The organism is Pseudomonas sp. WS 5011 (assembly GCF_012985775.1).
GTDB lineage: Bacteria > Pseudomonadota > Gammaproteobacteria > Pseudomonadales > Pseudomonadaceae > Aquipseudomonas > Aquipseudomonas peli.
In genome coordinates this window covers 136,945-159,487 of record NZ_JAAQXA010000010.1, presented here as the reverse complement: position 1 = coordinate 159,487, position 22,543 = coordinate 136,945, and the positions used below count along the sequence as shown (strand labels likewise).

The window sequence follows — 22,543 nt, the reverse complement described above, 5'->3', positions numbered from 1 at the left end:
GCCATGAACCATCTGAACACTGTTGTTGCATCCCTGGGCGCGGTACTGCTGAGCAGCGCTGCATTGAGCGTGCAGGCCGCGAGCAACCCGTTTGCCGCGCAGGAGCTGAGCAGCGGCTACAGCCTGGCTGCTGGCGAGAAATCCGCTGAAGGCAGCTGTGGCGAAGGCAAATGCGGCGGCGAAATGAAAAAAGCCGAAGGCGAAGGCAAGTGCGGCGAGGGTAAATGCGGTGGCGAAGCCAAGGCCGAAGGCGAAGGCAAATGCGGTGAAGGCAAGTGCGGCGGCGAGCAGAAAACCGAGTAACGGACTGAGTGCAGGGGCAGAACATGCAGATGGATTTCGTTAACGGTGCCGGGCTGGGCCTGCGTCGCGGCCTGCTTGGCGCGCTGCAGGACTGCAGCGCAGACGAGGTGGATTTCCTCGAGCTGGCGCCGGAGAACTGGATCGGTGTCGGTGGGCGCCTGGGCAAGCAGCTGCGTGCCCTGAGCGAGCGCCTGCCGCTGCTCTGCCATGGTCTGTCCCTCAATCTCGGTGGTTTTGCCCCGCTGGATCTCGAACTGCTCAAGGCCATCAAGGGCTTTCTCGACTTGCATGGCGTACGCGGTTACAGCGAGCACCTGTCGGCTTGCGCCGACCATGGCCAGCTGTATGACCTGATGCCGCTGCCGTTTTCCGAGGAGTCGGTGCTGCGTATCGCCGAGCGCGTGCGCATCGTGCAGGACGTGCTTGAGCGTCCGCTGATTATCGAGAACGTCTCGGCCTACGCGCAGTTGCCGGGTGAGCTGGATGAAGCGGCGTTTGTCAGCGCGGTGTTGGAGCAGGCCGACTGCCAGCTGTTGCTCGACGTGAACAACGTCTTCGTCAACAGCATCAATTTCGACTTCGATGCGGCCGCCTATATCACGGCCATGCCCAGTGCGCGCATCGCCTATTTGCATGTGGCCGGGCATTACGATCAGGCCAGTGATCTGAAAATCGACACCCACGGCGCGCCGGTGATCGACCCGGTCTGGGCGCTGCTGGAACAGGCTTACGCCACGCACGGCGTGCGCCCGACCTTGCTGGAACGGGATTTCAACTTCCCACCGATTGCCGAGCTGTATGCCGAGGTGGCGCAGATTCGCCAGCTGCAAGCGGCTGCGGCTCCTTTGCGGAGTTACGGCACATGAGTGGCGTCGAAGCACAGCGCGCGTTTGCCGCGCGTATTCGCCAACCGGCAGAGCAGCCGTTGCTTGATGGCATAAGCGCCGAGCGTATGGCGGTGTATGAAACGCTGTTTTTCAACAATATCGAAGGCTTTATCAGCGGCGCCTTTCCGGTGCTGCACCGGCTGATCGAGGCCAGTCGTTGGCAACGCTTGGTGCGCAGTTTTATCGCCGAGCATCAGGCGCGCACGCCGTACTTTCTTGAGATCAGCCAGGAGTTTCTCGCCTGGTTGCAGCAGGGCTATGTCGCCGAGGCGGGCGATCCGCCGTTTATCCTCGAACTGGCGCATTACGAATGGGTGGAGCTGGCGCTGGATATCAGCGAGGCCGAAGTGCCTGCGCAGGGCTGGTCGCCATTGGCTTGGCCGCTGGCTTATCAGTGGCCGGTGCAGCGCATTGGTGTGGACTTTCAGCCTTGTGCGCCAGATGCCGAGCCGACCTGTCTGCTGGTCTGGCGTGATGCGCAGGACAAGGTGCGCTTTATGCAACTCAGCCCGTTTGCCTATCAATTGGCGGCGCGCCTGCAGGCCGGTGAGACGGCTGAGCCGGCTCTGCTGGAGCTGGCGCAGCAGCATGGCCTAAACGCCGACAACGCCTATTTCAACAACGCCAAAGCCCTGCTGGATGGCTGGCAGCGCCAGGGCATCTGGCTCCCTTAATCCCTCGCTGTATCTGACCCTCGGCGCCAAGCGCCGGCTTGTGGAGATTCACCATGCTGACCCTGCTCAATCGTCTCCAGGATTGCCTGGACGCTACTCGTCGCCTGGATTTTCTGGGCCCGTTGTTGCTGCGCCTGTATCTGGTACCGATCTTCTGGATGGCCGGTACCCACAAACTGGCCGATATCGGCGCCACCGCCGCCTGGTTCGGCAACCCGGATTGGGGCCTGGGCCTGCCGTTCCCGACGCTGCTGGCCTGGGCCGCGGCGCTGACCGAAACCGGTGGTGCGCTGTTGCTGTTGTTCGGCCTGGCGGTGCGCTGGATCAGCATTCCACTGATCGTCACCATGCTGGTGGCAATCTTCGCCGTGCACCTGCCGTTCGGCTGGCAGGCGATTGCCGATGCCTCGGCGCCGTTCGCCAACGAGCGAGTCATGGCCTCGGTGGAAAAGATCGAGCGGGCGCGGGCGATTCTCAAGGAGCACGGCAATTACGACTGGCTGACCGGCAGCGGCAAGCTGGTGGTGCTGAACAACGGCGTCGAATTCGCCGTCACCTACCTGGTCATGCTGGTCGCTCTGTTCTTCAGTGGCGCCGGGCGCTGGCTGAGCCTGGATTATTGGCTGGCCAAGGGGCTGCGCCGCCCCTGAGGGTTGCATTCAAGCTTCGCGGCTAAAGCCGCTCCCACAGAGTTCGTGAGCCATGTGGGAGCGGCTTTAGCCGCGAATAATCGCTTATGCGCCGCCTTGCCACATTGAGGCCCCGCCGCATGAGCCGTAAAAGGTGCGGACTAGAGCGGTCAACTGCTTATATGCAAACGAAGTAAAAAGTTCCGCTGTAATCAAATATTTATATATCAGCAACCGCCCTGAAATATCCCGCCGCCAAGATTCCCTTCAGCACAAACGAGCCCCAGCGCTCGGGTGTTTTCAACACTAAGTCCATTAGAGGAATTTTCGATGATCCGTAAGCACAGCTTCCGTGGAGTAGGGACCGGTTTCGCAGCCAGCGCTCTGGCCCTGTTCGTTTCCGCCCAGGCTTTGGCTGGCACTGTAACCACCGACGGCGCCGATATCGTTGTTAAAACCAAAGGCGGCCTGGAAGTCGGCACCGTCGACAAGCAGTTCAGCTTCAAGATTGGTGGTCGTCTGCAACTCGATGGCGGCAGCTTCGACGGTTTCTACACTCAAAATGGCAACCGTGCCGACGAAACCTATCTACGCCGTGCCCGCCTGGAAATTTCCGGTGTTGCCTACCAAGATTGGGGATATGTATTCAACCGCAACTTTGGCGATAGCGGTGCAGACGATAACTGGAACGAAATGTCCGTCTCTTACAACGGTTTTGATCCGGTCACCCTGAGCGTAGGCCGCTTCAATCCGACTTTCGGTCTGGAAGAGGCTACCAGCTCCAAGTGGATTACTTCCATCGAGCGTTCGGCCATCTATGACTTGGTCCCGTGGGCGAATAACCACGAGGATGGCGAAGGTATCCGTCTGCGTACTACTCTCGGCGGCATGTTTCATGGCGAGGCCGGTGCCTATCGCCAAGACGGTAACCAGGACCAAGACGGCCAGAACAACTACTCCATCGTCACCCGTGGCGTATTTGCGCCAATCGTTGAAGAGCGCCAGGTTCTGCATTTCGGTCTGAACTACGCAACCCGCGAAGTTGAAGATGGCTTCCGTGAACGTATTCGCTCTCGCCTTTCGGTACGCGGCACCACCGAAGATGAAGTCAATGGCAACCGTGGTACTTACGGCGACGCTTTCCTGGACGGTACTGATAGCGCCTATGGTCTCGAAGCGGCCTATATGATGGGGCCGTTCTCCGTGCAGGGCGAATACCTGAAGCGCACTGCCGATGGCTCCGATCTGTTGAACGGCAACGATAACGATCTAGAAGCGTCCGGTTATAACGTTCAGTTGGCCTACACGCTGACCGGCGAGTCGCGCAGCTACAAGCTCGATGGTGGCTTGTTCGACAAGATCAAGCCGAGCAACAAGCAGTTGGGTGCATGGGAAGTGTTCTACCGCTACGACAATATCACAGTAGACGAGACGGCACGTTTGCCCGCCGGTGCTGTCGCTGGCCTTACCACCGACACCATCGAAGCCGGTGCCAAAGTACATACCGTGGGCGTGAACTGGTACGCCAACGAGTCCGTTAAAGTCGCTGCTAACTACATCACTGCCGAAGCAGACGATCTGGCAAACACTGCTGGCGATGACGACGGTGATGCTGTGACGGTACGTCTGCAATACCTGTTCTAACCAACACCGCTTAACCGCTGCTCCTATCTTTGAGCCCCGCCTAGTGCGGGGCTTTTTTTCGCAATTTTTATGTGGGGAAGGACCGATGCGCGTTTGTGCTCTGTTGTTACTACTGGCGGGTTTTAGCGCTATGGCTGTGGCTGAGGATTACCGTGCGGCCAAACCGGGTGATTTGTTGCAGGTGCGTCTTGAGCAGTTGCACCCGACCCAGGCCGTAGTGGGTTATGACCAGATTTATTACAAGCTCGGGCGTTTTGCCAAAGAGCCGAACAAGCTCTTCGATGAGTACTGCGAGGGCAATGGCCAGGGCGAAAGCAGCAAGGTGCCAAAGGGCGCCAATTTGCATCAGCCGGATAGCTTCAGCTGCCAGGGCGCAGTGGCTTCACGCAGCAGTGAGATGAAAACCGTGGTGGTCGGCCCAGAGGGCCAGTTGTACCTGACCGATGGGCACCACACCTTCACCACGCTGTGGGAGCAGCCTGAAGGCGGCGCCAAGCTGCAGATGTGGGTCAAGGTGACCGACAACTTCAGCGATAGCGCGGATCTGGCCAGCTTCTGGCAGCGCATGCAGGCCGCGCGCAAGGTCTGGCTCAAGGATGGCCAAGGCCAGGTGATTACCCCGGAGCAGATTCCAGCGCAGCTTGGCCTGGGCAGCCTGGCGGATGATCCCTACCGCGCGCTGGTGTATTTCACCCGTGAAGTGGCCTACGACAAACCGCGTTCGGGCGACGTGGCCCCAGAGTTTCTTGAATTCTATTGGGGCAACTGGCTGCGCGGCCAGCTCGACCTGAGCAAGTACGACCTGCGCGACAAAGGCGACTACCGCGACGCGATTGGCGAGGCAGCCAAGCTGATGGTAGCGCTGCAGGCTGACAGCACGGTGGGTGACAGCGGCTTCAAGGCGGCTGAGCTGGGCGGCTACTCATCTGTTGACCGCAAAGAAATGGGCAAGATGGCCAGCAAGAAGCTGCCGTATATGGTTGCCTACAAGGCCACGCGCCAATAAAGCCAAGGCAGCATCAAGGCGTGTGGCTATATATAGTGCAGCTTTGCCTGACTCACCGAGCTGCCGATGTTGCCGACCTGCCTGAATTCCATCGATGAAATTGCTGCCAGTCAGTGGGATGCTCTGCTGACTGATGCGCAGCCCTTCTTGCGCCATGCTTTTCTCTCGGCGCTGGAAGACAGCGGCAGCGTTGGCGGGCGCAGTGGCTGGCAGTCGGCCCATGCGGCGTTGCTCGATGCACAGGGTCAATTGCTAGCCGCCATGCCGAGCTACGTGAAAAGCCATTCCTATGGAGAGTACGTGTTCGATCACGGCTGGGCCGATGCCTGCCACCGCGCCGGCATCGACTATTACCCCAAGCTGCTCGGCGCGATTCCCTTCTCTCCGGTTACCGGTCAACGGCTGCTGGGCGCGCCGCTGGCTGCCGGGCAACTACTCGACGAGCTCAGCGCCAGCCTGGAACAGAAGGGCCTGTCGAGCCTGCATATCAACTTCACCACCGAGGCCGAAAATGCCCTGCTGCAGGGCCGTGACGGCTGGTTGCAGCGTCTGGGTTGTCAGTTCCACTGGCGCAATCGTGGCTACCGGGATTTTCAGGACTTTCTCGATGCGCTCAGTTCGCGCAAACGCAAGCAGATGCGCAAAGAACGCGAGCAAGTGGCGGGGCAGGGCATCGAGTTTGACTGGCGAGAAGGCCATCAGCTCAGTGAGCTGGAGTGGGATTTCGTCTACCTGTGTTATGCCAACACCTACCGGGTGCGTGGCCAGTCGCCGTACCTGACGCGCGCCTTCTTCAGCCTGCTGGCCGAGCGCATGCCCGAGATGATCCGCGTAGTGCTCGCCCATCAGGCCGGTAGACCTGTGGCTATGGCATTCAGTCTGGTCGGTGGCGACAGCCTGTACGGCCGTTACTGGGGTTGCCTGGCGGAGTTCGACCGGCTGCATTTCGAAACTTGTTTTTATCAGGGTATGGACTTTGCCATCGCTGCTGGCCTGCAACGCTTCGACGCCGGTGCCCAGGGCGAACACAAGCTGATCCGCGGTTTTGAACCGGTGATCACCCACTCCTGGCACTACCTCTGCCACCCCGGCCTGCGCGATGCCGTGGCGAATTTCCTCGCCGAGGAACAGCATGGCATCCGCGCTTATGCTGAACAGGCCCGCGAGCTGTTGCCGTACCGCCAATAGCGCGCCGGCTCGCGCAGTTTAGCGGGGCGGCAACTACGCTCAGAGCATGTTCGCTGCTGCGCGAGGTGTGTTGTGAGTGCATTTTCCCTGGTCGATGAGTTCTGGCTGCTTCCGGGTGTGGCAGTCAATCTGACCCTGTTTCTGAATATGCTCGGCGCGCTGCTGCTCGGCCTGTTGGTCGGTTACGAGCGCTCCTACCATGGCCGGGCGGCTGGTATGCGCACCTATGGCATGGTCTGCATGGCCTCCTGCGCGCTGACGGTACTCTGCGTGTACCCGCAGCACTGGCTGGGCGATCACTCACTATCCAGCGTCGACCCGACACGGGTGATTCAGGGTGTGGTCACCGGTATCGGTTTTCTCGGCGCCGGGCTGATCATGAAGGACGGCATGAGCATCAGCGGGCTGACCACGGCGGCTTCGATCTGGGCGTCTTCGGCGATTGGCGTGCTGGTGGGCGTGGGCTTTTATGGCGCGGCGCTGTTGCTCAGCCTGATTTCTGCCGGGTTGATGATGTGGGGCGCCAAGCTGGAGGCGCGGCTGCCGTCGCGGCCGGCGATTGCCATTGTGCTGCGTTTTGCGCCGGGGTTTGTGCGGCCGGAGGAGGCCACACTGCGGCGCATTGCCCGTGAGCGCGGCTATGTGATTGCCGGGGGCTCGTTCAGTGTGAGCTTCGAGCAGGGCCAGTTGGAATGGCGCTTTGTTGCGGTGGCGGTGGACGGGCAGAAGAGTGCGCGGATCAGCGATATGGCCGATGAGCTGGCGCAGCTGGAGGGGGTGGCGAAGTTTCACATGGCCCATGCGCGCAACTGAAGGCCAGGAGCCTGTCGGGCTTGACACTGTTCTACTGCGGAAAAGCCGGACTCGGCCATTTTTGCTGCTCTTTCTCGTTAAATAGCTCGCTATTCGCCTCGAAAGACCAACAAAACTCACTCGGTCCGGACTTCCCCTCGCTTCGAATGGTCAAGCCCGACAGGCTCCTAGGCAGCAGGCCGCCCAGCCGGTGGGGTATTTTTACAGACGCTTGGCGGCGGTGATCAGCACCGGCTCACGTGGGACGTTCTGATGGCCGCCACGGTTGGCGGTCGGCACCTGGGCGATCTTGTCGACCACGTCCATGCCCTTCACCACCTTGCCGAACACCGCGTAACCGAAGTCACGCGAGCCGTGGTCGAGGAAGGCGTTGTCCTTGTGGTTGATAAAGAACTGGCTGGTGGCGGAGTCGCGTACCTGGGTGCGGGCCATGGCCAGGGTACCGCGAACGTTGTGCAGGCCGTTGTCGGCTTCGTTCTTGATCGGCGCCTGGGTGTCTTTCTGCTGCATGTCGGCATCGAAACCGCCGCCTTGCACCATAAAGCCCGGAATCACGCGGTGGAACTGGGTGCCGGCGTAGTAGCCGCTGTCGACGTAGGTGAGGAAATTGGCGGTGCTGATTGGCGCCTTCTCGGCATCCAGCTCGATTTCGATTTCACCGAGGCTGGTGGTCAGCAGCACTTTCGGGTTTTCGGCGGCCAGCAGGCTGCCGGCAAACAGGATGGAGCAGGCGGCGAGGGTGAGGGTCTTGAACATGCGGGTAGTCCTTATTGTTGCGTGGCAGTGGGGGCGGCCTGCTCGACTTCGGCAAGGAAGGCCAGCAGGCTGCTGTTGAATTGTTCGGGTTGGTCCAGCGGTGTGGCGTGGCGTGAATCTTCGATTACCAGCAGGCGCGCATTGGGCATTTCGTCAACGTAGGCCTGCTTCTGCGCCACCGTGGTGTAATCGCGGTCGGCCGTGACCACCAGGGTCGGACAGCTGATCCGCGCCAGGCGTTCCCGCACGCCCCAGCCGATAATCGCATCCAGGCTGGCAAGGTAAGCACGCTTGTCGTTCTGTGGCCAGCGCACCAGGATTTTCTGCCGCAGCTCTTCCTGCTCCGGCTTGGGGAACAGCAGTTTGCCCAAGGCCTTGGCAATGGTGTCGAGGCTGAGCAGGCGCGACAGCGTCCAGCGTTTGGCGATCTCGATATAGTCGCGCGGGCTTTTCGCCTTCACTTCCGGGCCGCTGTTGACGATGCACAGGCTTTTCAGCAATTCGGGGCGATCCACGCCCAGTTGGAAGCCGATCATGCCGCCCATAGAGATGCCCACCAGATGCACCTGCGCCAGTTGCAGGTGCTCGATCAGCGCCGCCACATCCTCGGCGAAACCTTGAATGCTGTAGCGCTCGCGGGGTTTGTCCGAGCGGCCATGGCCGCGCACATCCAGGGCGATCACCCGGTAATGACGGGCCAGCTCGGGCACCTGGTATTCCCAATCGCGGGTGCTTGAGCCAAGGCCGTGCACCAGCAGCACAGGGGCACCGTGGCCGTAGTCTTCATAGTGCAGCTGGCAATCATCGTTGTTGAAGTAGGGCATCTGCGGGACTCCTTATCAGGCCGAGGGCAGCGGCGCAGCAAAGGCTGCATTTAACGGCGCAGCATCGAAACGCTGAATCAGCTCAACGAGAATCTGTGTAGCGGGCCCCAGGGGCTTGTCCTTGTTCGAGTAGAGGAAGAACAAGGGGTTGCGGCTGCCACCCTGGTCCAGTGGCAGCGGTTTGAGCAGGCCGTCCTTGAGCTCGCGCTCAATCATATGGCGTGGCAACCAGGCAAAGCCCAGGCCGTTGCCGACAAACGTGGCGGCCGTGGCGAGGCTGCCGACCGTCCAGCGCTGTTCGGCGCCGAGCCAGCCAACATCCTTGGGTTGTTGGCGACCTGAGTCGCGAATCACCACCTGCATCTGGGTTTCCAAGTCCTGGAAGGTTACGACGCGCTGCAGGCGATGCAGCGCATGATCGGGGTGAGCCACGGCGACAAACTCCACCGTACTCATTTCCGCACCGAGAAAACCGGGAATGTTCAGCGCGCTGATGGCCAGATCGGCCATGCCGTCCTTGAGCACTTCTTCCACCCCGGACAGCACTTCCTCGCGCAGACGTACACGGCAGCCACGGCTTTGCGGCATAAAGGCGGTCAGCGCGCGCACCAGGCGGGCGTTGGGGTAGGCGGCATCGACCACCAGGCGTACTTCGGCCTCCCAGCCTTGCTCCATATGGTGCGCCAGGTCTTCCAGTTGGCTGGCCTGTTTGACCAGTTGCCGCGAGCGACGCAGCAGCACGTCGCCGGCTTCGGTGAGTACCGCCTTGCGTCCGTCGATACGCAGCAGCGGTACGCCCAGCTGCTCCTGCATCCGTGCCACGGTATAACTCACCGAAGATTGCGAGCGGTGCAGCACCTCGGCGGCCTGGGCAAAACCGCCGTGATCGACCACGGCCTGCAGGGTGCGCCATTGGTCGAGCGTTACGCGGGGGGCTTTCATATTCGATTCCCGTACTGAGGGTGCAAACACCCACTCAATCAACCTAAACTGGCCGTCTTTTACCGGAGACTGCCCTGATGAAAAAGCTCTGTTGTGCGTTGCTGGCCTGCTTGCCGCTGACTGTAATGGCCTACCCGATCGAGGTGGAAAAACAGCTTAATGGTGCTGAAGTCTCCGCCACCACTCAGGAAATCGACCACAACATGGGTGCTGTACAGCTGTACAACTATGGCCGTAGCGATGCCAAGTGCACGGCGGTTTTCCGGAACGGCCCTGAAGCGCCGCGCACCCGCAAGGTCGTCCTGCCCGCTGGTGACAGCAACAACCTGGCGGTGAAGTTCAGCCGTAGCATTATCAAGCTGCGGGTCAAGCTGACCTGCGAACTGTCTTAAACCTTCCAGCCTGCTGCGCGTCGGCCCTGCTGCGTTAGAAACAGGCTCGGAATGCTCATGTACAAAAGTACACTCCGCTCCCTCGCCTGTTTCTGCCTTGCATGGCTCTAGCTCGCGAGGCTTTTAATAGGTTCTAGCCACGCGACTGCCCAGAGACTAAGCCTGGGCAGGCTATAAATCAAATTATTGGATTGTTTGGCGCAGGTATTTGCGCTTTTTAATCGGATTGTGCGCTCCTATTCTTTGCCCATCGACGTTCAACACCCCTTCGATGGAGCACACAACATGGCCAACGTCCTGGTAATTGAAAGCAGCGCCCGCCAGCAAGGTTCGGTTTCGCGTCAGCTTACGGCGCAATTTATCGCCAACTGGTCGTCTGCCAATCCGGCAGATCAGATCAAAGTGCGTGACCTGGCGGTTGATCAGGTGCCGCATTTGGATGCCAACCTGCTGGGCGGCTGGATGACCCCGGCCGGGCAGCAGAGTGAAGCCGAGCAAGCGGCACTGGCGCTGTCCAACCTGCTGACTGACGAACTGCTGGCCGCCGATGTGCTGGTGCTGGCTGCGCCCATGTACAACTTCGCCATCCCCAGCACCCTGAAGGCCTGGCTCGACCACGTGCTGCGCGCCGGGGTGACCTTTAAGTACACCGAAACCGGCCCGCAAGGCCTGCTCAGCGGCAAGCGCGCCTTTGTCCTGACCGCTCGCGGCGGCATCTACGCCGGCAGCGCTCAGGACCACCAGGAACCCTACCTGCGTCAGGCGCTGGCTTTTGTCGGTATCCACGATGTCAGCTTTATCCATGCCGAAGGCCTCAACCTGGGCAGCGAGTTTATGGAAAAGGGCCTGAATCAGGCCAAGGCGCAACTGGCCCAGGCCATCTGATTTTTCCGCAATATCTTGATCTCCTGGCGTCCGGTGCTCCTGGACGTCTCTGCCCGCTCTGCTGATGCAGTGCGGGCTTTTTTATGCCCTGCATTTTTGCACTGTACGGCTGTTTAAGTACCCGGCTGTGTCGCTTTGTGGCTGTGGTCTTCACTACAAGCCAGGCAAGATGTCAGGGTCTGATTAAGCAGGGTGGAGTGATGCAGCTGTCTGGGCGCGGTGTAGCGCTGTCGATTATTGCCTCGGTGTTGTTTGCTCTGGTGCCGGGCTATGTGCGGCTGTTAGCACCACTGGATGGCTTGCAGGTGTTTGCCCAGCGGGTGTTGTGGTCAATACCGGCGGTGTTGCTGCTGATCACTTTGTCGCGGCAATGGCCGGTGCTGCTCGCCGCCTGCGAACGAGTGCGGCGCGAGCCGTTGCTGCTGGCCAGTCTGCCGTTGGCCGCGTTGTTGATGGGGATTCAGTGGGCGCTGTTTGTCTGGGCGCCGCTGGCCGGACGCATGCTGGAAGTGTCGCTGGGCTATTTTCTGCTGCCGCTGGCCATGGTGCTGGCCGGGCGGGTGTTTTACGGCGAGCGGCTGCGACCATTGCAGCGTCTGGCGGTGTTCTGCGCCTTACTCGGTGTGGCCCATGAGCTGTGGCTGACCCAGGCGTTCTCCTGGGTGGTGATGGTCACGGTGCTGGGGTATCCACCGTATTTCATGCTGCGCCGCTGGATGCGCCTGGACGCCTTGTCCGGCTTTGCCTTCGAGATGCTGTTTATGGCACCGGTGGCGATCTGGCTGGTGCTGCAATGGAGCCCGCCGCAGCTGTTTGCCCAGGCGCCGCAGCTGTGGTGGCTGCTGCCTGGGTTGGCGATCCTCAGTTCTCTGGCGTTTGCCGCGATGATGGCTGCCAGTCGTCTGCTGCCGATGGGCCTGTTCGGTATCCTTAGTTATGTCGAGCCGGTGCTGCTGTTTCTGGTGGCGCTGCTGTTTCTCGGTGAGCAGTTCAATAGCGCGCAATGGTTGACCTACCTGCCGATCTGGCTGGCGGTACTGCTGGTCGGCTGGGACAGCGCGCGGCTATTGATCAAGCAGGCGCGGCAAGGTTTATAGAACGACATCCGCAGGGTTTTCCGGCAGCACCTGATAGTGCAGTTGCACCACGCCGCTGCTGAAACTGCGTTGTTCGTGCAGTCTCAGGCTGCGTTCCAGACCGCTGGCGAACATCGGGATGCCGGCGCCCAGCAGATAAGGCACCAGGCTCACCACCAGCTCGTCGAGCAGACCGGCAGCGAAACAGTTACCGGCCAGCGAACCACCGCCTACCAGCCAGATACGCTGATGGCCTTGTTCGGCCAGCGTCGTCAGGGCTTCGCTCGGTGTGCAATGGCGCATGCTTACGCCATCCGGTAATTGTTCGTGCGGATAGCGGGTCAGTACCAGGCAGGGTTTGCCGAGGTAGGGCCAATCCTCCTCGGAGTCCATCAGCGTGTCGAAGGTCATGCGGCCCATTAGCAGGGCGTCGATGCCGTCATAAAAGGCGTGATAACCGTGGTCGCCGCCAGCAGCCTGGATGCTTTCCAGCCAATCGACCCGGCCATCCGGACGAGCGATATAGCCGTCCAGGCTGGCGGCGACGTAGTAGATCAGAGTGGATTTCATGCTGATGCCCCCCCGGCAACCGAACAAGCCCATGGCGAGGGCTGTTGAACGGTTGAGTCGGATTGCGCAGCAAAGTTTCCTGCTGGTCTTGCGCGCTTAGCTGGCGGCCTGAGTTCGCCCAGCCAACATGCGCAGAATGGCATTGAGCAACATACCGTAGAGCGGCACGAACAGCAGCAGGCTGACCGCCAGTTTGACCCCGTAATCGACCGTGGCAATTTCCACCCAGTGCTCGGCCATAAACGGGTTGCTGCTGTTCCAGAATGCCACCGAGAAGAACGCATAGGTGTCCAGCAGGTTGCCCAGGACGGTCGAGACTGTCGGCGCTACCCACCATAGCGACAGCTGGCGCAGGCGGTCGAATACCTGAATATCGAGGAACTGTCCCAGGACGTAGGCGAGGAAGCTGGCGATGGAAATGCGCAGCACGAACTCGTTGAACTCCAGCAAGGCGCCGAAGCCGCGAAAGCTGGCTTCCTGAAACAGCACCGAGACGATGTAGGAAATCAGCAGCGCCGGCAGCATCACCCGGGCAATCACCCGGCGCGCCGCCTGTTTGCCGAGTAGGCGTACGGTCAGGTCAGTGGCCAGGAAGATAAACGGGAAGCTGAACGCGCCCCAGGTGGTGTGCCAGCCGAACAGGGTGATCGGCAGCTGCACCAGGTAATTGCTGGCGATGATGATCAGGATATGAAACAGCACCAATGCAATAAGCGCATTGCGCAGGCGCTGAGGGGCGGTAATAAGCATGACGGAACCTTTTTGCTGAATGGGGTTAGGGAACCCATGCCACCCGGAATTGAATGGCGGCGCGCATTCTACCGGCGCGATGCAGTAGATGCGTAGTGGTCTGACGGGAGGCGTCGATCTGTGCTGTTTCTGCGCGCGGCTGCAGGGCCGCCAACTAGGCTACAGACGCCGTTGGCCAGGCCGTTCGGGCTTTTAGCCGGCAGAACCGGTAATCTATGCCGCTGTATTGCTGATTTTTTGTCGAGGTATACCCGTGTTTTCCCAATTCGCCCTGCATGAACGCCTGCTCAAAGCCGTGGCCGAGCTTAATTTTGTCGAGCCCACCCCGGTGCAGTTGGCGGCCATTCCGCTGGCGCTGCAAGGAAAAGACTTGCGGGTTACCGCGCAAACCGGCAGCGGCAAGACCGCAGCCTTTGTGCTGCCAATGCTCAATCGCCTGCTCGGCGATGGCGCTTCCCAGCCACGTATGAGCGTGCGCGCGATGATCCTGCTGCCAACCCGTGAGCTGGCCCAGCAAACCCTCAAGGAAGTCGAGCGCTTTGCTCAGTTCACCTTTCTCAAGGGTGGTCTGATCACCGGTGGTGAAGACTTCAAGGTGCAGGCCGCCATGCTGCGCAAGGTCGACATCCTGATCGGCACGCCTGGCCGTCTGATCGAACACGCCAACGCTGGCAACCTGCTGCTCGATGAAGTCGAAGTGCTGGTGCTCGATGAAGCCGACCGCATGCTCGACATGGGCTTTGCCGAGGACGTGCAGCGTTTGTCCGAGCTGTGCAATGCCGACCGCCAGACCTTGCTGTTCTCCGCCACCAGCGGCGGCGCAGTGCTGCGCGAAGTGGTCGGCAAGGTGCTGAAAGAGCCTGAGCACCTGCAGCTCAACCGCGTCAGCCAGCTCAATGAAGGTACCCGTCAGCAGATCATCACCGCTGACCACAACCATCATAAAGAGCGTCTGGTCGAGTGGCTGCTGAAGAACGAGACCTACGACAAGGCGATCATCTTCACCAATACCCGCGTCCAGGCTGACCGCCTGTACGGCAAGTTGGTCGCCCATGACTTCAAGACCTTTGTGTTGCACGGCGAGAAGGACCAGAAGGATCGCAAGCTGGCCATCGACCGCCTCAAGCAAGGTGCGGTGAAGATTCTGGTGGCCACCGATGTGGCGGCCCGTGGTCTGGATGTTGACGGCCTGGATCTGGTGATCAACTTCGATATGCCGCGCTCCGGCGACGAATACGTACACCGCATCGGTCGCACTGGCCGTGCTGGCGCTGAAGGTCTGGCGATTTCGCTGATCTGTCACAACGACTGGGCGCTGATGTCGAGCATCGAGCGCTACCTCAAACAGCGTTTCGAGCGCCGCAATATCAAAGACCTTAAGGGCATCTACCAGGGGCCGAAAAACCTCAAAGCGTCCGGTAAAGCGGTTGGCCCGAAGAAGAAAAAGGTCGACCCGAAAACGGGCAAGAAGCTGGCGAAAAAACCGGCAGCCAATGCTCCGAGCAAACGCAACACGATCAATCGGCCGAAACCTGATGCGCCGGTGCTGGTCAGCCAGGACGGCTTGGCACCGCTGAAGCGCCGTACTCCCGCAGCGGAATAACTCGGTTGCAGTGTGATTACAACGGCGGGTTGGCTGGGGAGCTAATCCGCCGTCGTCATTTCAGGGCTTACTTCGGTACGATCAATATCTTGCCATCGCGCTCGCCACTGGCGGCAGCTGCTACGGCCTGCTTGATCTCGCTGACGTCATAGGTCGCAGCAACGCGGGTATGCAGCTTGCCGCTGGCGATCAGTTGTACCAACTCACCAAACACTTTCATCTGCTCGGCCTGGCTGGCGTTCTGGAACCACTTGGCCAGCCAGAAGCCGCGCAGGCTGACATCGCGGAACACAAACGACGCGGGCGAAACCTGACACGGCTGACGGCTCATCATGCCGTAGTTGACCAATACGCCGCCCTCGCAAAGGCTGGCGGCCAAGTGATCAGTGGCTTCGCCGCCCACGGCATCAATGCCCAAGCGCACGCTTGCACCGCCAGTGGCGGCACGCACGCGTTTAGCCAGATCCGGACCGTCGACCAGCACCACATCACCGCCTTCTGCTTCGACACCTGCCACCGCTGAATCGCGGCGCACTACGTTGATGGTCTTGAAGCCGCGTAGTTTGGCCAGCTGAATCAGGTAGCTGCCGACGCCGGAGTTTGCGGCGTTCTGGATCACCCAGTCACCGGGTTTGAGGTCGACGAATTCACTGAGCATCAGGGAGGCGGTCGGTGGGTTAACCGTCATCATCGCCAGTTGCTGTGGGTCGGCTTCCGGCAGGGGAATCAATTTATTAGCCGGTGCGTTCAAATGGCTGACCCAGGTACCGCAGCCCACAGGCAACAGCACCATTTGGCCGACTTTGAGGTTACTGACCTCGGGGCCCAGTACTTCCACGCGGCCGACCCCTTCGTTGCCGCCTACTGCTGGCAGCGGCGGCAGCATGCCGTATTCGCCGGTCAGGGTAAGCACATCCGACGGGTTGATCGGTGCGGCCAACACCTTGATGCGTACCTGGCCCGCGCCAAGCTCTGGCAGCTGCAGTTCTACAGCGGCGATCACCTCGTGAGGTTGTGGGCCACGGTGTTGGTATTCGGCTTTAAGCATGGGAATTCTCCGGTAGAGGCTGAACAAAGTGGCTGAAGTCTAGACCGGAGTGGCCAAGGTGCGACGAATCCTCCGTTATCGATCCGGGTGATCGGCAGCGGTTGAACAAGCCGAGTGGTGGCTAGTTTGGGTCGTCTTGCATGTTATCGCCGGCTTCTTCCAGTTCATTGAGACGCTGGTCGTAGCCTTCGCAAGCGTTTTCCATCTCGTCAGAGGAAGTCTCGGGTGAGGTTTCCTTCAGTTCTGCGCGCAGCTGTTCCGCACGGGCAGGATCTTTTTTGGTGATCTCTGCGACTTTGGCTGCGAGTTGCTCGGCTTTGGCGATCGCCTCCTCGGAACTGCACGAAGCGTAGGCCGTGCTCTGGGCAAATAGAGCGAAGTCAGCGCAAAGGCTCAGAGCGGTTTTACTGGGCAGAGTGATCTTCATGGCAATGTCCTCGCGGGCGAATAGGCAGACGTGTTCGGTTGAGTAGGCCTGGGTGGGGAAAGTTCAGGTCGAACCTAAGCGGGCAGAGGTGGGTCGGAACTTAACAGGGCGGCGTGCAATGCAGCCCTCGCGCTTGCCACTGGGTTGAGCGCAACGCGAATGGGAGAGAGCGATATGTCTTATAACTGGGATCTTATCGAGCGCTTGCTGCATGAAGTGCAAAGTTCCGCCGGTAAAAACTTCGCGCCCCGTGCTTATGCCGAGGAGCTCGCGCAGGAGCTTGAGCGTGCAGGTGAGCACACCGATAACTTGGATGCGTTGAAAGCACTGGCGGCGGAGTACGAATCGCAGTTGCTCGGCGCTGGCTTTATCGAACCTCGGCCGGAAGAGGAGGGCGGTAACGGCGAGAATTTCGTGCTGACCCCACGAGGCTTGCAACTGCTCAGCATGATTGATAGCAGCATTCCTGGGGGTGAGCATTCCCGTGAGTTGCTTGACGACCAGGGCCCGGCCGCGTTATCGCCGGAGGTTTTTGCCGATACGGCGGCTAAAGCCAATCTCGTTTAACAACGTTTGGCAATGCGTGCTCAGCCGCTAGTGCACGGCTGGGCAGTTAGGCTTTCAGTCTTGCACTGAAAGCTGCTGATGCGTGGCGTATGTCCGATTCGGAATAATCGATCTCAGCGATAGAGCAATGCAGAGTCATGCCATAGCCGGCTATGCTGGGCTCTGGTCCAACTTGGGTATCGCTATGAAGTGGTTGTGGGTCTGTTGTTTGTTGTCGTGCAGTCTTAGCGTCTCGGCGCAAGCCTTGCGCGTAGGCTTTGGTACGCACAAACCGCCTTATATCTTCGAGAGTGAGGCCAGTGGCCTGGAGTACGACATCGTGATGACTGCCGCGCAGCGCGGCGGGCTGGAGCCGATGGCGTACTATGCGCCGATGGAGCGCTTGAACCTCATGCTGAGCAAGGGTCAGATCGACGTTATTGCCACCACCAATGAGCGCAGCGGCGGTTCTATTTTTTATTCGGAGCCCTATATCCGCTACCAGAATGTCGCGGTGGCCTTGCGCTCGCGAAACCTGGATATCCAGCGCATCAGCGACCTGGTGGGCTACTCGGTAAATGCCTTTCAGCGCGCGCTTTCTGCTCGGCAGTGAGTACCAGGCGATGGCCGAAAACAATCCGCGCTATCGCGAGGAAGCGTTTCAGATTGCCCGCAACCGCATGCTCTACAGCGGCCGAGTGGATGTGGTGGTGACGGACATGCGCATCCTGCGTTACTTCAACCGTGAGGTGTACACCCAGGTCGATGTGACCCAGCCACTGACTCTGTATCCGATTTTCGCGGCTACCGACTACAAGCTGGGTTGCCGCCAACAGGCCCATTGCGAGCGCTTTAATCAGGGCTTGGCAACGATTCGGGAAAGTGGCGAGTACACGACTATCGAGCGTCGCTACGCTATGCACTGACGACACTTGGTTGGTCGTCAGTGCCTCAGCGGTTTATTGCGTAGGTGCAACCTCGTCGAGGCCCTCTTGCGCGGCCAGCAGTTCTTCCTCGGTTTGCAGCGGTGTGCTGCTGACGCTGAAATCGACAATCTCGATAGCGCCCTGACCCTGACCCAGCAGGTGGAAGGAGAACGCCTTGCGTGCTTGCGGGTTGTCGAAGGTGAAGCTGACTTCGACGGGCTTGTTACGGGTTAGTAGCGGCAGCTCGGGGATCGCCAAGTCGACGTTGCGGTCGTATTCCTTGGTTTTCAATTGCAGCGTGGCGCCCTTTTTATCCATGCGCAATGCGCGGATTTTCAGGGTCACGGTGGTCTGGGTAGCTGCACCCAAGGTCAGGTACTGCGCGCCCACCAGGTTGTCTGCCCAGTCATCACTGACGCTGGGTTTGAGCTTGATTGGCTGCTGGTTGGCGAACTGGTAGCGCTGCTCGGCCTGGCCGCCGTTGCTCAGGGATTGGTCAAGCAGTGCCGCTTGCTGGCTGATCAGGCGTGCCGGTTTGCCGCTGAAGCGGCCCAGGTAGCGCGCGCTGTCGGCAATAAAGCCAGGGCTGGCATAGCGCCGGCAGACATTCTGGAAATCGCATTCGGTCAGCGTGCCCTGGCCGTCATGCCGGCGCAGCAGGCCATTGGTGTAGGAGATGATCTCGCGGCCCGTGGCGTAGTCGCGCAGCAATGAGCGACCGGCAATATTGGCTGGCACCGGGAAGGCGAAGTAATCGAGTACCGAAGCGGTCAGGTCGACATGACCATACACGCCTTGCTTGAGTGCCGGCAGTTGCGCCTGTTCGGGGGCCAGCAGCAGGTTGAAGCCCCAGGCCGAAGCCAGGCGTACGTTCTCCAGACCGTGGGATTCATCCGAGGTGACGATCACCAGGGTGTCTTTCATCACCCCCTGTTTTTCCAGCGCCGCGAGGAAGTCGGCGACGGCATCATCCAGGTAGGCAATCGCCGCCAGTTTGGCGTTGGGATGACGGTCCAGGTAGTCCTGCGGGGCGGAGTAGGGCTGGTGAGTGCCCACGGTCAGCAGAGTCAGCATCCAGGGTTGGCGCTTCTTGCGCAGCTGTTGCACGTAACCCAGGGCACCTTCGAAGTAGGCCTTGTCGTCCATGCCCCAGGGGAATTCGAGATAGGGCTTGTTCTTGAACCAGTCGCGGCCTAGGGTCTTGTCGAAACCCATCTGCGGCATGATCTGGTCTTTGGCCATAAAGCGCAGCCCGGCACCTTGCAGGAAGTGCGTGCTGAGGCCGCGTTCGCGCAATTGCGCGGGCAGGCATTGCTCGCTGCGCGCCGGGTTGTTGAGCAGTTCAACGCCCTTCGGCGTGCCCGAGTCGAGTTTTTCGTAATCACCGCAAAGCATGGCGTAGAGCCCGCGGATGGTTTGATGGTTATGCAGCACGTAATCGGTAGTGAGCATGCCGCGCTCAGCCCACTGGCTCAAACGTGGCATCGGGTCTTGCGCGTAGCTGCTGCCGATGGCCTGGCGGCTGGCTTGCAGATAGGCGCCGGTTACACCTTCCAGGGTAATGATCAGGACGTTGCGAGCGCTGCCGGCCTGCTTGAGCAGCGGCGTGCCGTTCAGGTCGAGTTGGTTCAGGCCGCTGATATCGGGCGGGCTGCTGGGCTCATCACCCGCTAGCCGGTCGGCCAGATATTGCTGGCTGCTATTGGTGCTTTCTGCCAGCAGCTTGTGCGGCAGGTTGAACTGCAACCATTGGTCGGCTTCGCTGGGTTTGAATTGCTGGCCGACGCTGTGCACGGCAAACAGTGCCAGCGGTAGCAGCAGCCAGGTGCGTGCAAACGGCGCGGCGCGGCGTGGTATCTGCAAGCTGCGCAGGCCCAGGTAAAGCGCCACCAGCACGGCCATGGCTATAGCCAATAGCGGCTGGCTTAAGCCGCTGCCCTGGGTCGAATGGCTGACGAACTGCGCATCGCCCAAGTACTGCAGGTCGGCCGGTTCCGGCATGCGCCCCACCGCATTGACCAGCTCGGCGGTGCTCAGGGTAAAGATGCACCAGGTCAGCAGCAGAGGAATGCTCAGCAGCCAGGAGCGTTGGTGCAGAACAACCAGCAGCAGACTGCCGATTGCCAGGTCAGACAGATAGCCATAGGCGTGCGACCAGCCCAGTGCGTGGCGGCTGAGCAACGGTAGGGCGAGTAATAACAAACCGAGGGTAAGCAGGGTGCTGGAAGGGTGTCGCAGCCAATTGCAGGTAACGCGCACGGGTACTCCTGGGGCGATTGCCATCGTTCAGCAGCGGCAATGCCGAAATCAGCCGCAAGATGCGGGCTGACATGATTCTGAAACAAGGTTGTGCTAAGCGCCAGTGGGCGGAGCGTAAAAGGGTGAAACAACTGATGTCGGACTGAGGAAGGGGGCTTGGAAGCGGAGGGGGTTATGCACTGGCCAGCGCCTTGTCATTGCGAGCAAAGCGCTGCATGGCCAGAAAGCGTTACTTTTTACCGATGGTGATCTGCTTGGTGGTGCCGTACACCTGGCCGCTGACGCCTTTGGCAATTTGCTGAATTTCCCCGCCGGATTTCAGGAAGGCTTCGATCTGTGCGTCGATCGAGGCGCTGGTTTCCACGGCTGGAGCCGGCTTGGGTTTGCTGTTGGATGCTTTTACGCGCATGACGGCCATTAACCTACTCAAAAATTAATTTGGCCGCGCATAATACTCGAAATGCTTGACAATTGCTTGATAAATAAAGCTCGGATGTAGCGATATGCAGAGAGATTATTCTGTAAATAGCCCGGGTAATTAGCGGATATGCCAGTAAGTGATTGTTTTAATAAGAATAGATAATTCGTATTGAGGCAGCGTCTTGCGATCTAGGCCATCGGTCGGATTGCTCCGCAGGTCATCAGGCTGGCGCTGTGCGATGGCCGGTAGGCCGAGAAATTCAGAGGCGAGTCGGCTAGAATGCCGGCCTGGTAATGAGGGTAGGGCATCATGGCTGTAATTGGACGAATGAATAGTTTGCAGGTCGTGAAGCACACCGACTTCGGCCTGTATCTGGATGGCGGTGCGGATGGCGAAATTCTATTGCCTAAGCGTTATATCCCGAGCGACACCCCAAGCGAAGTGGAAGACTGGTTAAACGTCTTCATTTACTTGGACAGCGAAGACAAATTAATTGCCACCACAGAAAAACCAAAAGTTCAGGTGGGTGAATTCGCCAGTTTGAAAGTTGTGGATATAAATCGCGTGGGCTTATTCCTGAATTGGGGTTTGCCGAAAGATTTATTGTTACCGCACTCCGAAGAAAAGCGCCCGTTGCAGATTGGTGATTACTGCGTGGTGCATGTATTCCTCGATAAACGCAGCAAGCGCATCACCGCTACCGCACGTCTGGATCGTTACTTGGATAACGTGCCAGCCAACTATACGGCGGGCCAGGAAGTTGATCTGTTGGTGGCCGAATCCACCGATATGGGCTTCAAAGCCATTATCAATGGCAAGCACTGGGGCCTGATCCACAAGAATGAGCTGTTCAAGTTTGTGCGCAGCGGCATGCAGGAAAAAGGCTTTATCAAGGAAGTGCGCGCCGACGGCAAAATCAGCCTGAGCCTGCAACCGGTTGGTCAGGAAGCGGCCAGCAGCCTGGGCGAGCAGATTCTGGCCAAGTTGCGCGAGCACGATGGCGTACTCAAGGTGAATGACAAAAGCTCGCCTGAAGAAATTGCTGGGTTGTTTCGCGTCAGCAAGGGCAACTTCAAGAAAGCCATCGGCGGCTTGTACAAACAGGGTCGCATCGTGATCCACGAAGACCGTATCGAACTGCCGAGCAAGTAACCGCCGTTACACTTCACAGCAGCGCAAAGTCCGTGAGGTGTACGGCCGTCAGCTAGGCTTGGGATGACAGCTTGAGTCGCGTTGCAGCTAGTGTGCGCGACTTAAGCAATATCTTGCCGGTGTAGCTCAGTCGGTAGAGCAGCGCACTCGTAACGCGAAGGTCGCAGGTTCGATTCCTGTCTCCGGCACCATCAACCCCAATGTTCTAGCCGCCACCGAACTGAGAGAACGATGCAGTTCGACTGGGTTTGGTTTTTTGCGGCGCGGCAATTCTGCCGGCGTAGCGCCAGTCCCAGGGCGCGACGATGTCTTCGGCGGGCAGCTGCCAGAGGCCTTTACCCATGTTTCTGGCCAGGGTTTCGGCATCTTTGAGTCGGTGGTCTTTCAGCTGCGTGGTATAGGCCCAGGCAGCGCCTTGCGCGACCAGTGTGTAGTTCACGTCAGTGCCACCGACATAGGCGCGAGCCCGTGTGATGCCGTAGCGATCCACCTCGTTGACCTGCAGGACGACCTGTTTCTCCAGCACCAAAGCTGACAACGCCTGCTTGGCTTCGGCGCCATAGGGTTGCTTTCTTTCTGGTGCGTCAATTTCTGCGAGGCGAACCCGCAACCGTTTATTCTCGGTGGTCTGGCAGCTGAACGTATCGCCGTCGCTGATGGCCACTGCCCTGCAGCTGAAGGGATCAGCAAGTGCCAGATTGGGCAGGCTGATAAGAAACAGTAGAACGATGCGAAAGGTCATCTGGGGCGTGTTGCTCAAGTGAAGACGTAGTCGGTGATACTAATAAATGCTTGGCGGATTTAGCGGGACGGGCATCGCGA

The 22,543-nt window shown here is 59.6% G+C and carries 26 protein-coding genes and 1 tRNA gene; 17 read left to right on the top strand and 10 right to left on the bottom strand.

Annotated elements, in window-relative coordinates:
* The first annotated feature begins 3 nt into the window (after positions 1-3).
* From HBN63_RS13055 to HBN63_RS13020, 8 genes are all read left to right on the top strand, one after another.
* Entirely contained in the window at positions 4-303 is a 300-nt protein-coding gene (locus HBN63_RS13055) for a hypothetical protein (RefSeq protein ID WP_108489482.1), read from the top strand.
* 23 nt (positions 304-326) lie between these two features.
* Positions 327-1,169: a DUF692 domain-containing protein gene (locus HBN63_RS13050; RefSeq protein ID WP_170049704.1), complete on the top strand. Its 843-nt coding sequence runs from the start codon at positions 327-329 to the stop codon at positions 1,167-1,169.
* Positions 1,166-1,864, top strand: coding sequence for a putative DNA-binding domain-containing protein (locus HBN63_RS13045; RefSeq protein WP_170049703.1), 699 nt, complete (start codon positions 1,166-1,168; stop codon positions 1,862-1,864). Before HBN63_RS13050 ends, HBN63_RS13045 begins: the two co-directional genes overlap by 4 nt.
* Before the next feature lie 53 nt (positions 1,865-1,917).
* Positions 1,918-2,514, top strand: coding sequence for a DoxX family protein (locus tag HBN63_RS13040; protein WP_170049702.1), 597 nt, complete (start codon positions 1,918-1,920; stop codon positions 2,512-2,514).
* A 309-nt stretch (positions 2,515-2,823) separates the two neighbouring features.
* Positions 2,824-4,137, top strand: a complete 1,314-nt coding sequence (locus HBN63_RS13035; protein ID WP_170049701.1) for a porin — start codon at positions 2,824-2,826, stop codon at positions 4,135-4,137.
* Between the two features lie 85 nt (positions 4,138-4,222).
* Positions 4,223-5,143, top strand: a complete 921-nt coding sequence (locus HBN63_RS13030) for a ParB/Srx family N-terminal domain-containing protein (RefSeq protein WP_170049700.1) — start codon at positions 4,223-4,225, stop codon at positions 5,141-5,143.
* 66 nt (positions 5,144-5,209) lie between these two features.
* Positions 5,210-6,331 (top strand): GNAT family N-acetyltransferase, encoded by a 1,122-nt coding sequence (locus HBN63_RS13025; RefSeq protein ID WP_170049699.1) that lies wholly within the window; start codon positions 5,210-5,212, stop codon positions 6,329-6,331.
* Positions 6,332-6,403: 72 nt separating this feature from the next.
* Positions 6,404-7,144, top strand: a complete 741-nt coding sequence (locus tag HBN63_RS13020) for an MgtC/SapB family protein (RefSeq protein ID WP_223181876.1) — start codon at positions 6,404-6,406, stop codon at positions 7,142-7,144.
* 201 nt (positions 7,145-7,345) lie between these two features.
* Here HBN63_RS13020 and HBN63_RS13015 read toward each other — a convergent pair whose 3' ends face one another.
* From HBN63_RS13015 to HBN63_RS13005, 3 genes are read right to left on the bottom strand one after another with little or no spacing between them, the layout of a single operon-like run.
* Positions 7,346-7,900, bottom strand: coding sequence for a peptidylprolyl isomerase (locus HBN63_RS13015; protein WP_170049698.1), 555 nt, complete (start codon positions 7,898-7,900; stop codon positions 7,346-7,348).
* Between the two features lie 11 nt (positions 7,901-7,911).
* A complete protein-coding gene (locus HBN63_RS13010) occupies positions 7,912-8,724 on the bottom strand; it encodes an alpha/beta hydrolase (protein WP_170049697.1) in 813 nt (270 codons plus the stop codon).
* A 15-nt stretch (positions 8,725-8,739) separates the two neighbouring features.
* Positions 8,740-9,666, bottom strand: a complete 927-nt coding sequence (locus HBN63_RS13005) for a LysR family transcriptional regulator (RefSeq protein ID WP_090248496.1) — start codon at positions 9,664-9,666, stop codon at positions 8,740-8,742.
* Positions 9,667-9,743: 77 nt separating this feature from the next.
* Between HBN63_RS13005 and HBN63_RS13000 the strand changes: the two genes are divergently transcribed.
* The 3 genes from HBN63_RS13000 to rarD all read left to right on the top strand — a co-directional run bounded on the left by HBN63_RS13000 (position 9,744) and on the right by rarD (position 12,040).
* Positions 9,744-10,058, top strand: a complete 315-nt coding sequence (locus HBN63_RS13000) for a 3-phosphoglycerate kinase (RefSeq protein WP_090248494.1) — start codon at positions 9,744-9,746, stop codon at positions 10,056-10,058.
* Positions 10,059-10,343: 285 nt separating this feature from the next.
* Positions 10,344-10,943 (top strand): FMN-dependent NADH-azoreductase, encoded by a 600-nt coding sequence (locus HBN63_RS12995; RefSeq protein WP_170049696.1) that lies wholly within the window; start codon positions 10,344-10,346, stop codon positions 10,941-10,943.
* Positions 10,944-11,143: 200 nt separating this feature from the next.
* Entirely contained in the window at positions 11,144-12,040 is an 897-nt protein-coding gene (gene rarD, locus HBN63_RS12990; protein ID WP_170049716.1) for an EamA family transporter RarD, read from the top strand.
* Here rarD and HBN63_RS12985 read toward each other — a convergent pair.
* Positions 12,035-12,589, bottom strand: a complete 555-nt coding sequence (locus HBN63_RS12985) for a dihydrofolate reductase family protein (RefSeq protein ID WP_170049695.1) — start codon at positions 12,587-12,589, stop codon at positions 12,035-12,037. The two genes, rarD and HBN63_RS12985, sit on opposite strands and share 6 nt — an antisense overlap.
* Before the next feature lie 96 nt (positions 12,590-12,685).
* Positions 12,686-13,339: a 7-cyano-7-deazaguanine/7-aminomethyl-7-deazaguanine transporter gene (locus HBN63_RS12980; protein ID WP_090248490.1), complete on the bottom strand. Its 654-nt coding sequence runs from the start codon at positions 13,337-13,339 to the stop codon at positions 12,686-12,688.
* A gap of 253 nt (positions 13,340-13,592) precedes the next feature.
* Between HBN63_RS12980 and HBN63_RS12975 the strand changes: the two genes are divergently transcribed.
* Positions 13,593-14,942 carry a DEAD/DEAH box helicase gene (locus HBN63_RS12975; protein WP_170049694.1) on the top strand — a complete coding sequence of 450 codons (1,350 nt, stop codon included), beginning with the start codon at positions 13,593-13,595 and terminating at the stop codon, positions 14,940-14,942.
* 67 nt (positions 14,943-15,009) lie between these two features.
* Here HBN63_RS12975 and HBN63_RS12970 read toward each other — a convergent pair whose 3' ends face one another.
* Positions 15,010-15,990, bottom strand: a complete 981-nt coding sequence (locus HBN63_RS12970) for a zinc-dependent alcohol dehydrogenase family protein (protein WP_170049693.1) — start codon at positions 15,988-15,990, stop codon at positions 15,010-15,012.
* Positions 15,991-16,111: 121 nt separating this feature from the next.
* Positions 16,112-16,417 (bottom strand): hypothetical protein, encoded by a 306-nt coding sequence (locus HBN63_RS12965; RefSeq protein ID WP_090248484.1) that lies wholly within the window; start codon positions 16,415-16,417, stop codon positions 16,112-16,114.
* Positions 16,418-16,591: 174 nt separating this feature from the next.
* Here HBN63_RS12965 and HBN63_RS12960 point away from each other — a divergent pair, with 174 nt between their 5' ends.
* The 3 genes from HBN63_RS12960 (at position 16,592) to HBN63_RS21905 (ending at position 17,889) form a co-directional block, all read left to right on the top strand.
* Positions 16,592-16,984, top strand: coding sequence for a transcriptional regulator (locus HBN63_RS12960; RefSeq protein ID WP_090248483.1), 393 nt, complete (start codon positions 16,592-16,594; stop codon positions 16,982-16,984).
* 127 nt (positions 16,985-17,111) lie between these two features.
* Positions 17,112-17,576 carry a transporter substrate-binding domain-containing protein gene (locus HBN63_RS21910; RefSeq protein ID WP_262498953.1) on the top strand — a complete coding sequence of 155 codons (465 nt, stop codon included), beginning with the start codon at positions 17,112-17,114 and terminating at the stop codon, positions 17,574-17,576.
* Positions 17,542-17,889 carry a transporter substrate-binding domain-containing protein gene (locus HBN63_RS21905; RefSeq protein ID WP_262498952.1) on the top strand — a complete coding sequence of 116 codons (348 nt, stop codon included), beginning with the start codon at positions 17,542-17,544 and terminating at the stop codon, positions 17,887-17,889. Before HBN63_RS21910 ends, HBN63_RS21905 begins: the two co-directional genes overlap by 35 nt.
* Before the next feature lie 33 nt (positions 17,890-17,922).
* Here the strand turns inward: HBN63_RS21905 and HBN63_RS12950 are convergent, their stop codons facing one another.
* Positions 17,923-20,148, bottom strand: coding sequence for an LTA synthase family protein (locus tag HBN63_RS12950; RefSeq protein ID WP_345940485.1), 2,226 nt, complete (start codon positions 20,146-20,148; stop codon positions 17,923-17,925).
* 229 nt (positions 20,149-20,377) lie between these two features.
* Positions 20,378-20,566 (bottom strand): hypothetical protein, encoded by a 189-nt coding sequence (locus HBN63_RS12945; protein ID WP_169852821.1) that lies wholly within the window; start codon positions 20,564-20,566, stop codon positions 20,378-20,380.
* A gap of 312 nt (positions 20,567-20,878) precedes the next feature.
* Here HBN63_RS12945 and HBN63_RS12940 point away from each other — a divergent pair, with 312 nt between their 5' ends.
* Together HBN63_RS12940 and HBN63_RS12935 are read left to right on the top strand one after the other, a co-directional pair.
* Positions 20,879-21,721, top strand: a complete 843-nt coding sequence (locus HBN63_RS12940) for a S1-like domain-containing RNA-binding protein (RefSeq protein WP_170049691.1) — start codon at positions 20,879-20,881, stop codon at positions 21,719-21,721.
* Positions 21,722-21,836: 115 nt separating this feature from the next.
* Positions 21,837-21,912: transfer RNA gene (locus HBN63_RS12935), tRNA-Thr, on the top strand.
* Positions 21,913-21,926: 14 nt separating this feature from the next.
* On the opposite strand, the gene HBN63_RS12930 is transcribed toward HBN63_RS12935, so the two are convergent.
* Positions 21,927-22,385: a thermonuclease family protein gene (locus tag HBN63_RS12930; protein ID WP_345940484.1), complete on the bottom strand. Its 459-nt coding sequence runs from the start codon at positions 22,383-22,385 to the stop codon at positions 21,927-21,929.
* Positions 22,386-22,543 lie beyond the last annotated feature (158 nt).

Excerpts from the sequence above, each read along its gene's own strand:
- HBN63_RS13055 (WP_108489482.1), top strand. The coding sequence starts at position 4 with ATGAACCATCTGAACACTGTTGTTGCATCCCTGGGCGCGGTACTGCTG.
- HBN63_RS13050 (WP_170049704.1), top strand. The coding sequence starts at position 327 with ATGCAGATGGATTTCGTTAACGGTGCCGGGCTGGGCCTGCGTCGCGGC.
- HBN63_RS13045 (WP_170049703.1), top strand. The coding sequence starts at position 1,166 with ATGAGTGGCGTCGAAGCACAGCGCGCGTTTGCCGCGCGTATTCGCCAA.
- HBN63_RS13040 (WP_170049702.1), top strand. The coding sequence starts at position 1,918 with ATGCTGACCCTGCTCAATCGTCTCCAGGATTGCCTGGACGCTACTCGT.
- HBN63_RS13035 (WP_170049701.1), top strand. The coding sequence starts at position 2,824 with ATGATCCGTAAGCACAGCTTCCGTGGAGTAGGGACCGGTTTCGCAGCC.
- HBN63_RS13030 (WP_170049700.1), top strand. The coding sequence starts at position 4,223 with ATGCGCGTTTGTGCTCTGTTGTTACTACTGGCGGGTTTTAGCGCTATG.
- HBN63_RS13025 (WP_170049699.1), top strand. The coding sequence starts at position 5,210 with ATGTTGCCGACCTGCCTGAATTCCATCGATGAAATTGCTGCCAGTCAG.
- HBN63_RS13015 (WP_170049698.1), bottom strand. The coding sequence starts at position 7,900 with ATGTTCAAGACCCTCACCCTCGCCGCCTGCTCCATCCTGTTTGCCGGC.
- HBN63_RS13010 (WP_170049697.1), bottom strand. The coding sequence starts at position 8,724 with ATGCCCTACTTCAACAACGATGATTGCCAGCTGCACTATGAAGACTAC.
- HBN63_RS13005 (WP_090248496.1), bottom strand. The coding sequence starts at position 9,666 with ATGAAAGCCCCCCGCGTAACGCTCGACCAATGGCGCACCCTGCAGGCC.
- HBN63_RS13000 (WP_090248494.1), top strand. The coding sequence starts at position 9,744 with ATGAAAAAGCTCTGTTGTGCGTTGCTGGCCTGCTTGCCGCTGACTGTA.
- HBN63_RS12995 (WP_170049696.1), top strand. The coding sequence starts at position 10,344 with ATGGCCAACGTCCTGGTAATTGAAAGCAGCGCCCGCCAGCAAGGTTCG.
- rarD (WP_170049716.1), top strand. The coding sequence starts at position 11,144 with ATGCAGCTGTCTGGGCGCGGTGTAGCGCTGTCGATTATTGCCTCGGTG.
- HBN63_RS12985 (WP_170049695.1), bottom strand. The coding sequence starts at position 12,589 with ATGAAATCCACTCTGATCTACTACGTCGCCGCCAGCCTGGACGGCTAT.
- HBN63_RS12980 (WP_090248490.1), bottom strand. The coding sequence starts at position 13,339 with ATGCTTATTACCGCCCCTCAGCGCCTGCGCAATGCGCTTATTGCATTG.
- HBN63_RS12970 (WP_170049693.1), bottom strand. The coding sequence starts at position 15,990 with ATGCTTAAAGCCGAATACCAACACCGTGGCCCACAACCTCACGAGGTG.
- HBN63_RS12965 (WP_090248484.1), bottom strand. The coding sequence starts at position 16,417 with ATGAAGATCACTCTGCCCAGTAAAACCGCTCTGAGCCTTTGCGCTGAC.
- HBN63_RS12960 (WP_090248483.1), top strand. The coding sequence starts at position 16,592 with ATGTCTTATAACTGGGATCTTATCGAGCGCTTGCTGCATGAAGTGCAA.
- HBN63_RS21910 (WP_262498953.1), top strand. The coding sequence starts at position 17,112 with ATGCAGAGTCATGCCATAGCCGGCTATGCTGGGCTCTGGTCCAACTTG.
- HBN63_RS21905 (WP_262498952.1), top strand. The coding sequence starts at position 17,542 with ATGCCTTTCAGCGCGCGCTTTCTGCTCGGCAGTGAGTACCAGGCGATG.
- HBN63_RS12945 (WP_169852821.1), bottom strand. The coding sequence starts at position 20,566 with ATGGCCGTCATGCGCGTAAAAGCATCCAACAGCAAACCCAAGCCGGCT.
- HBN63_RS12940 (WP_170049691.1), top strand. The coding sequence starts at position 20,879 with ATGGCTGTAATTGGACGAATGAATAGTTTGCAGGTCGTGAAGCACACC.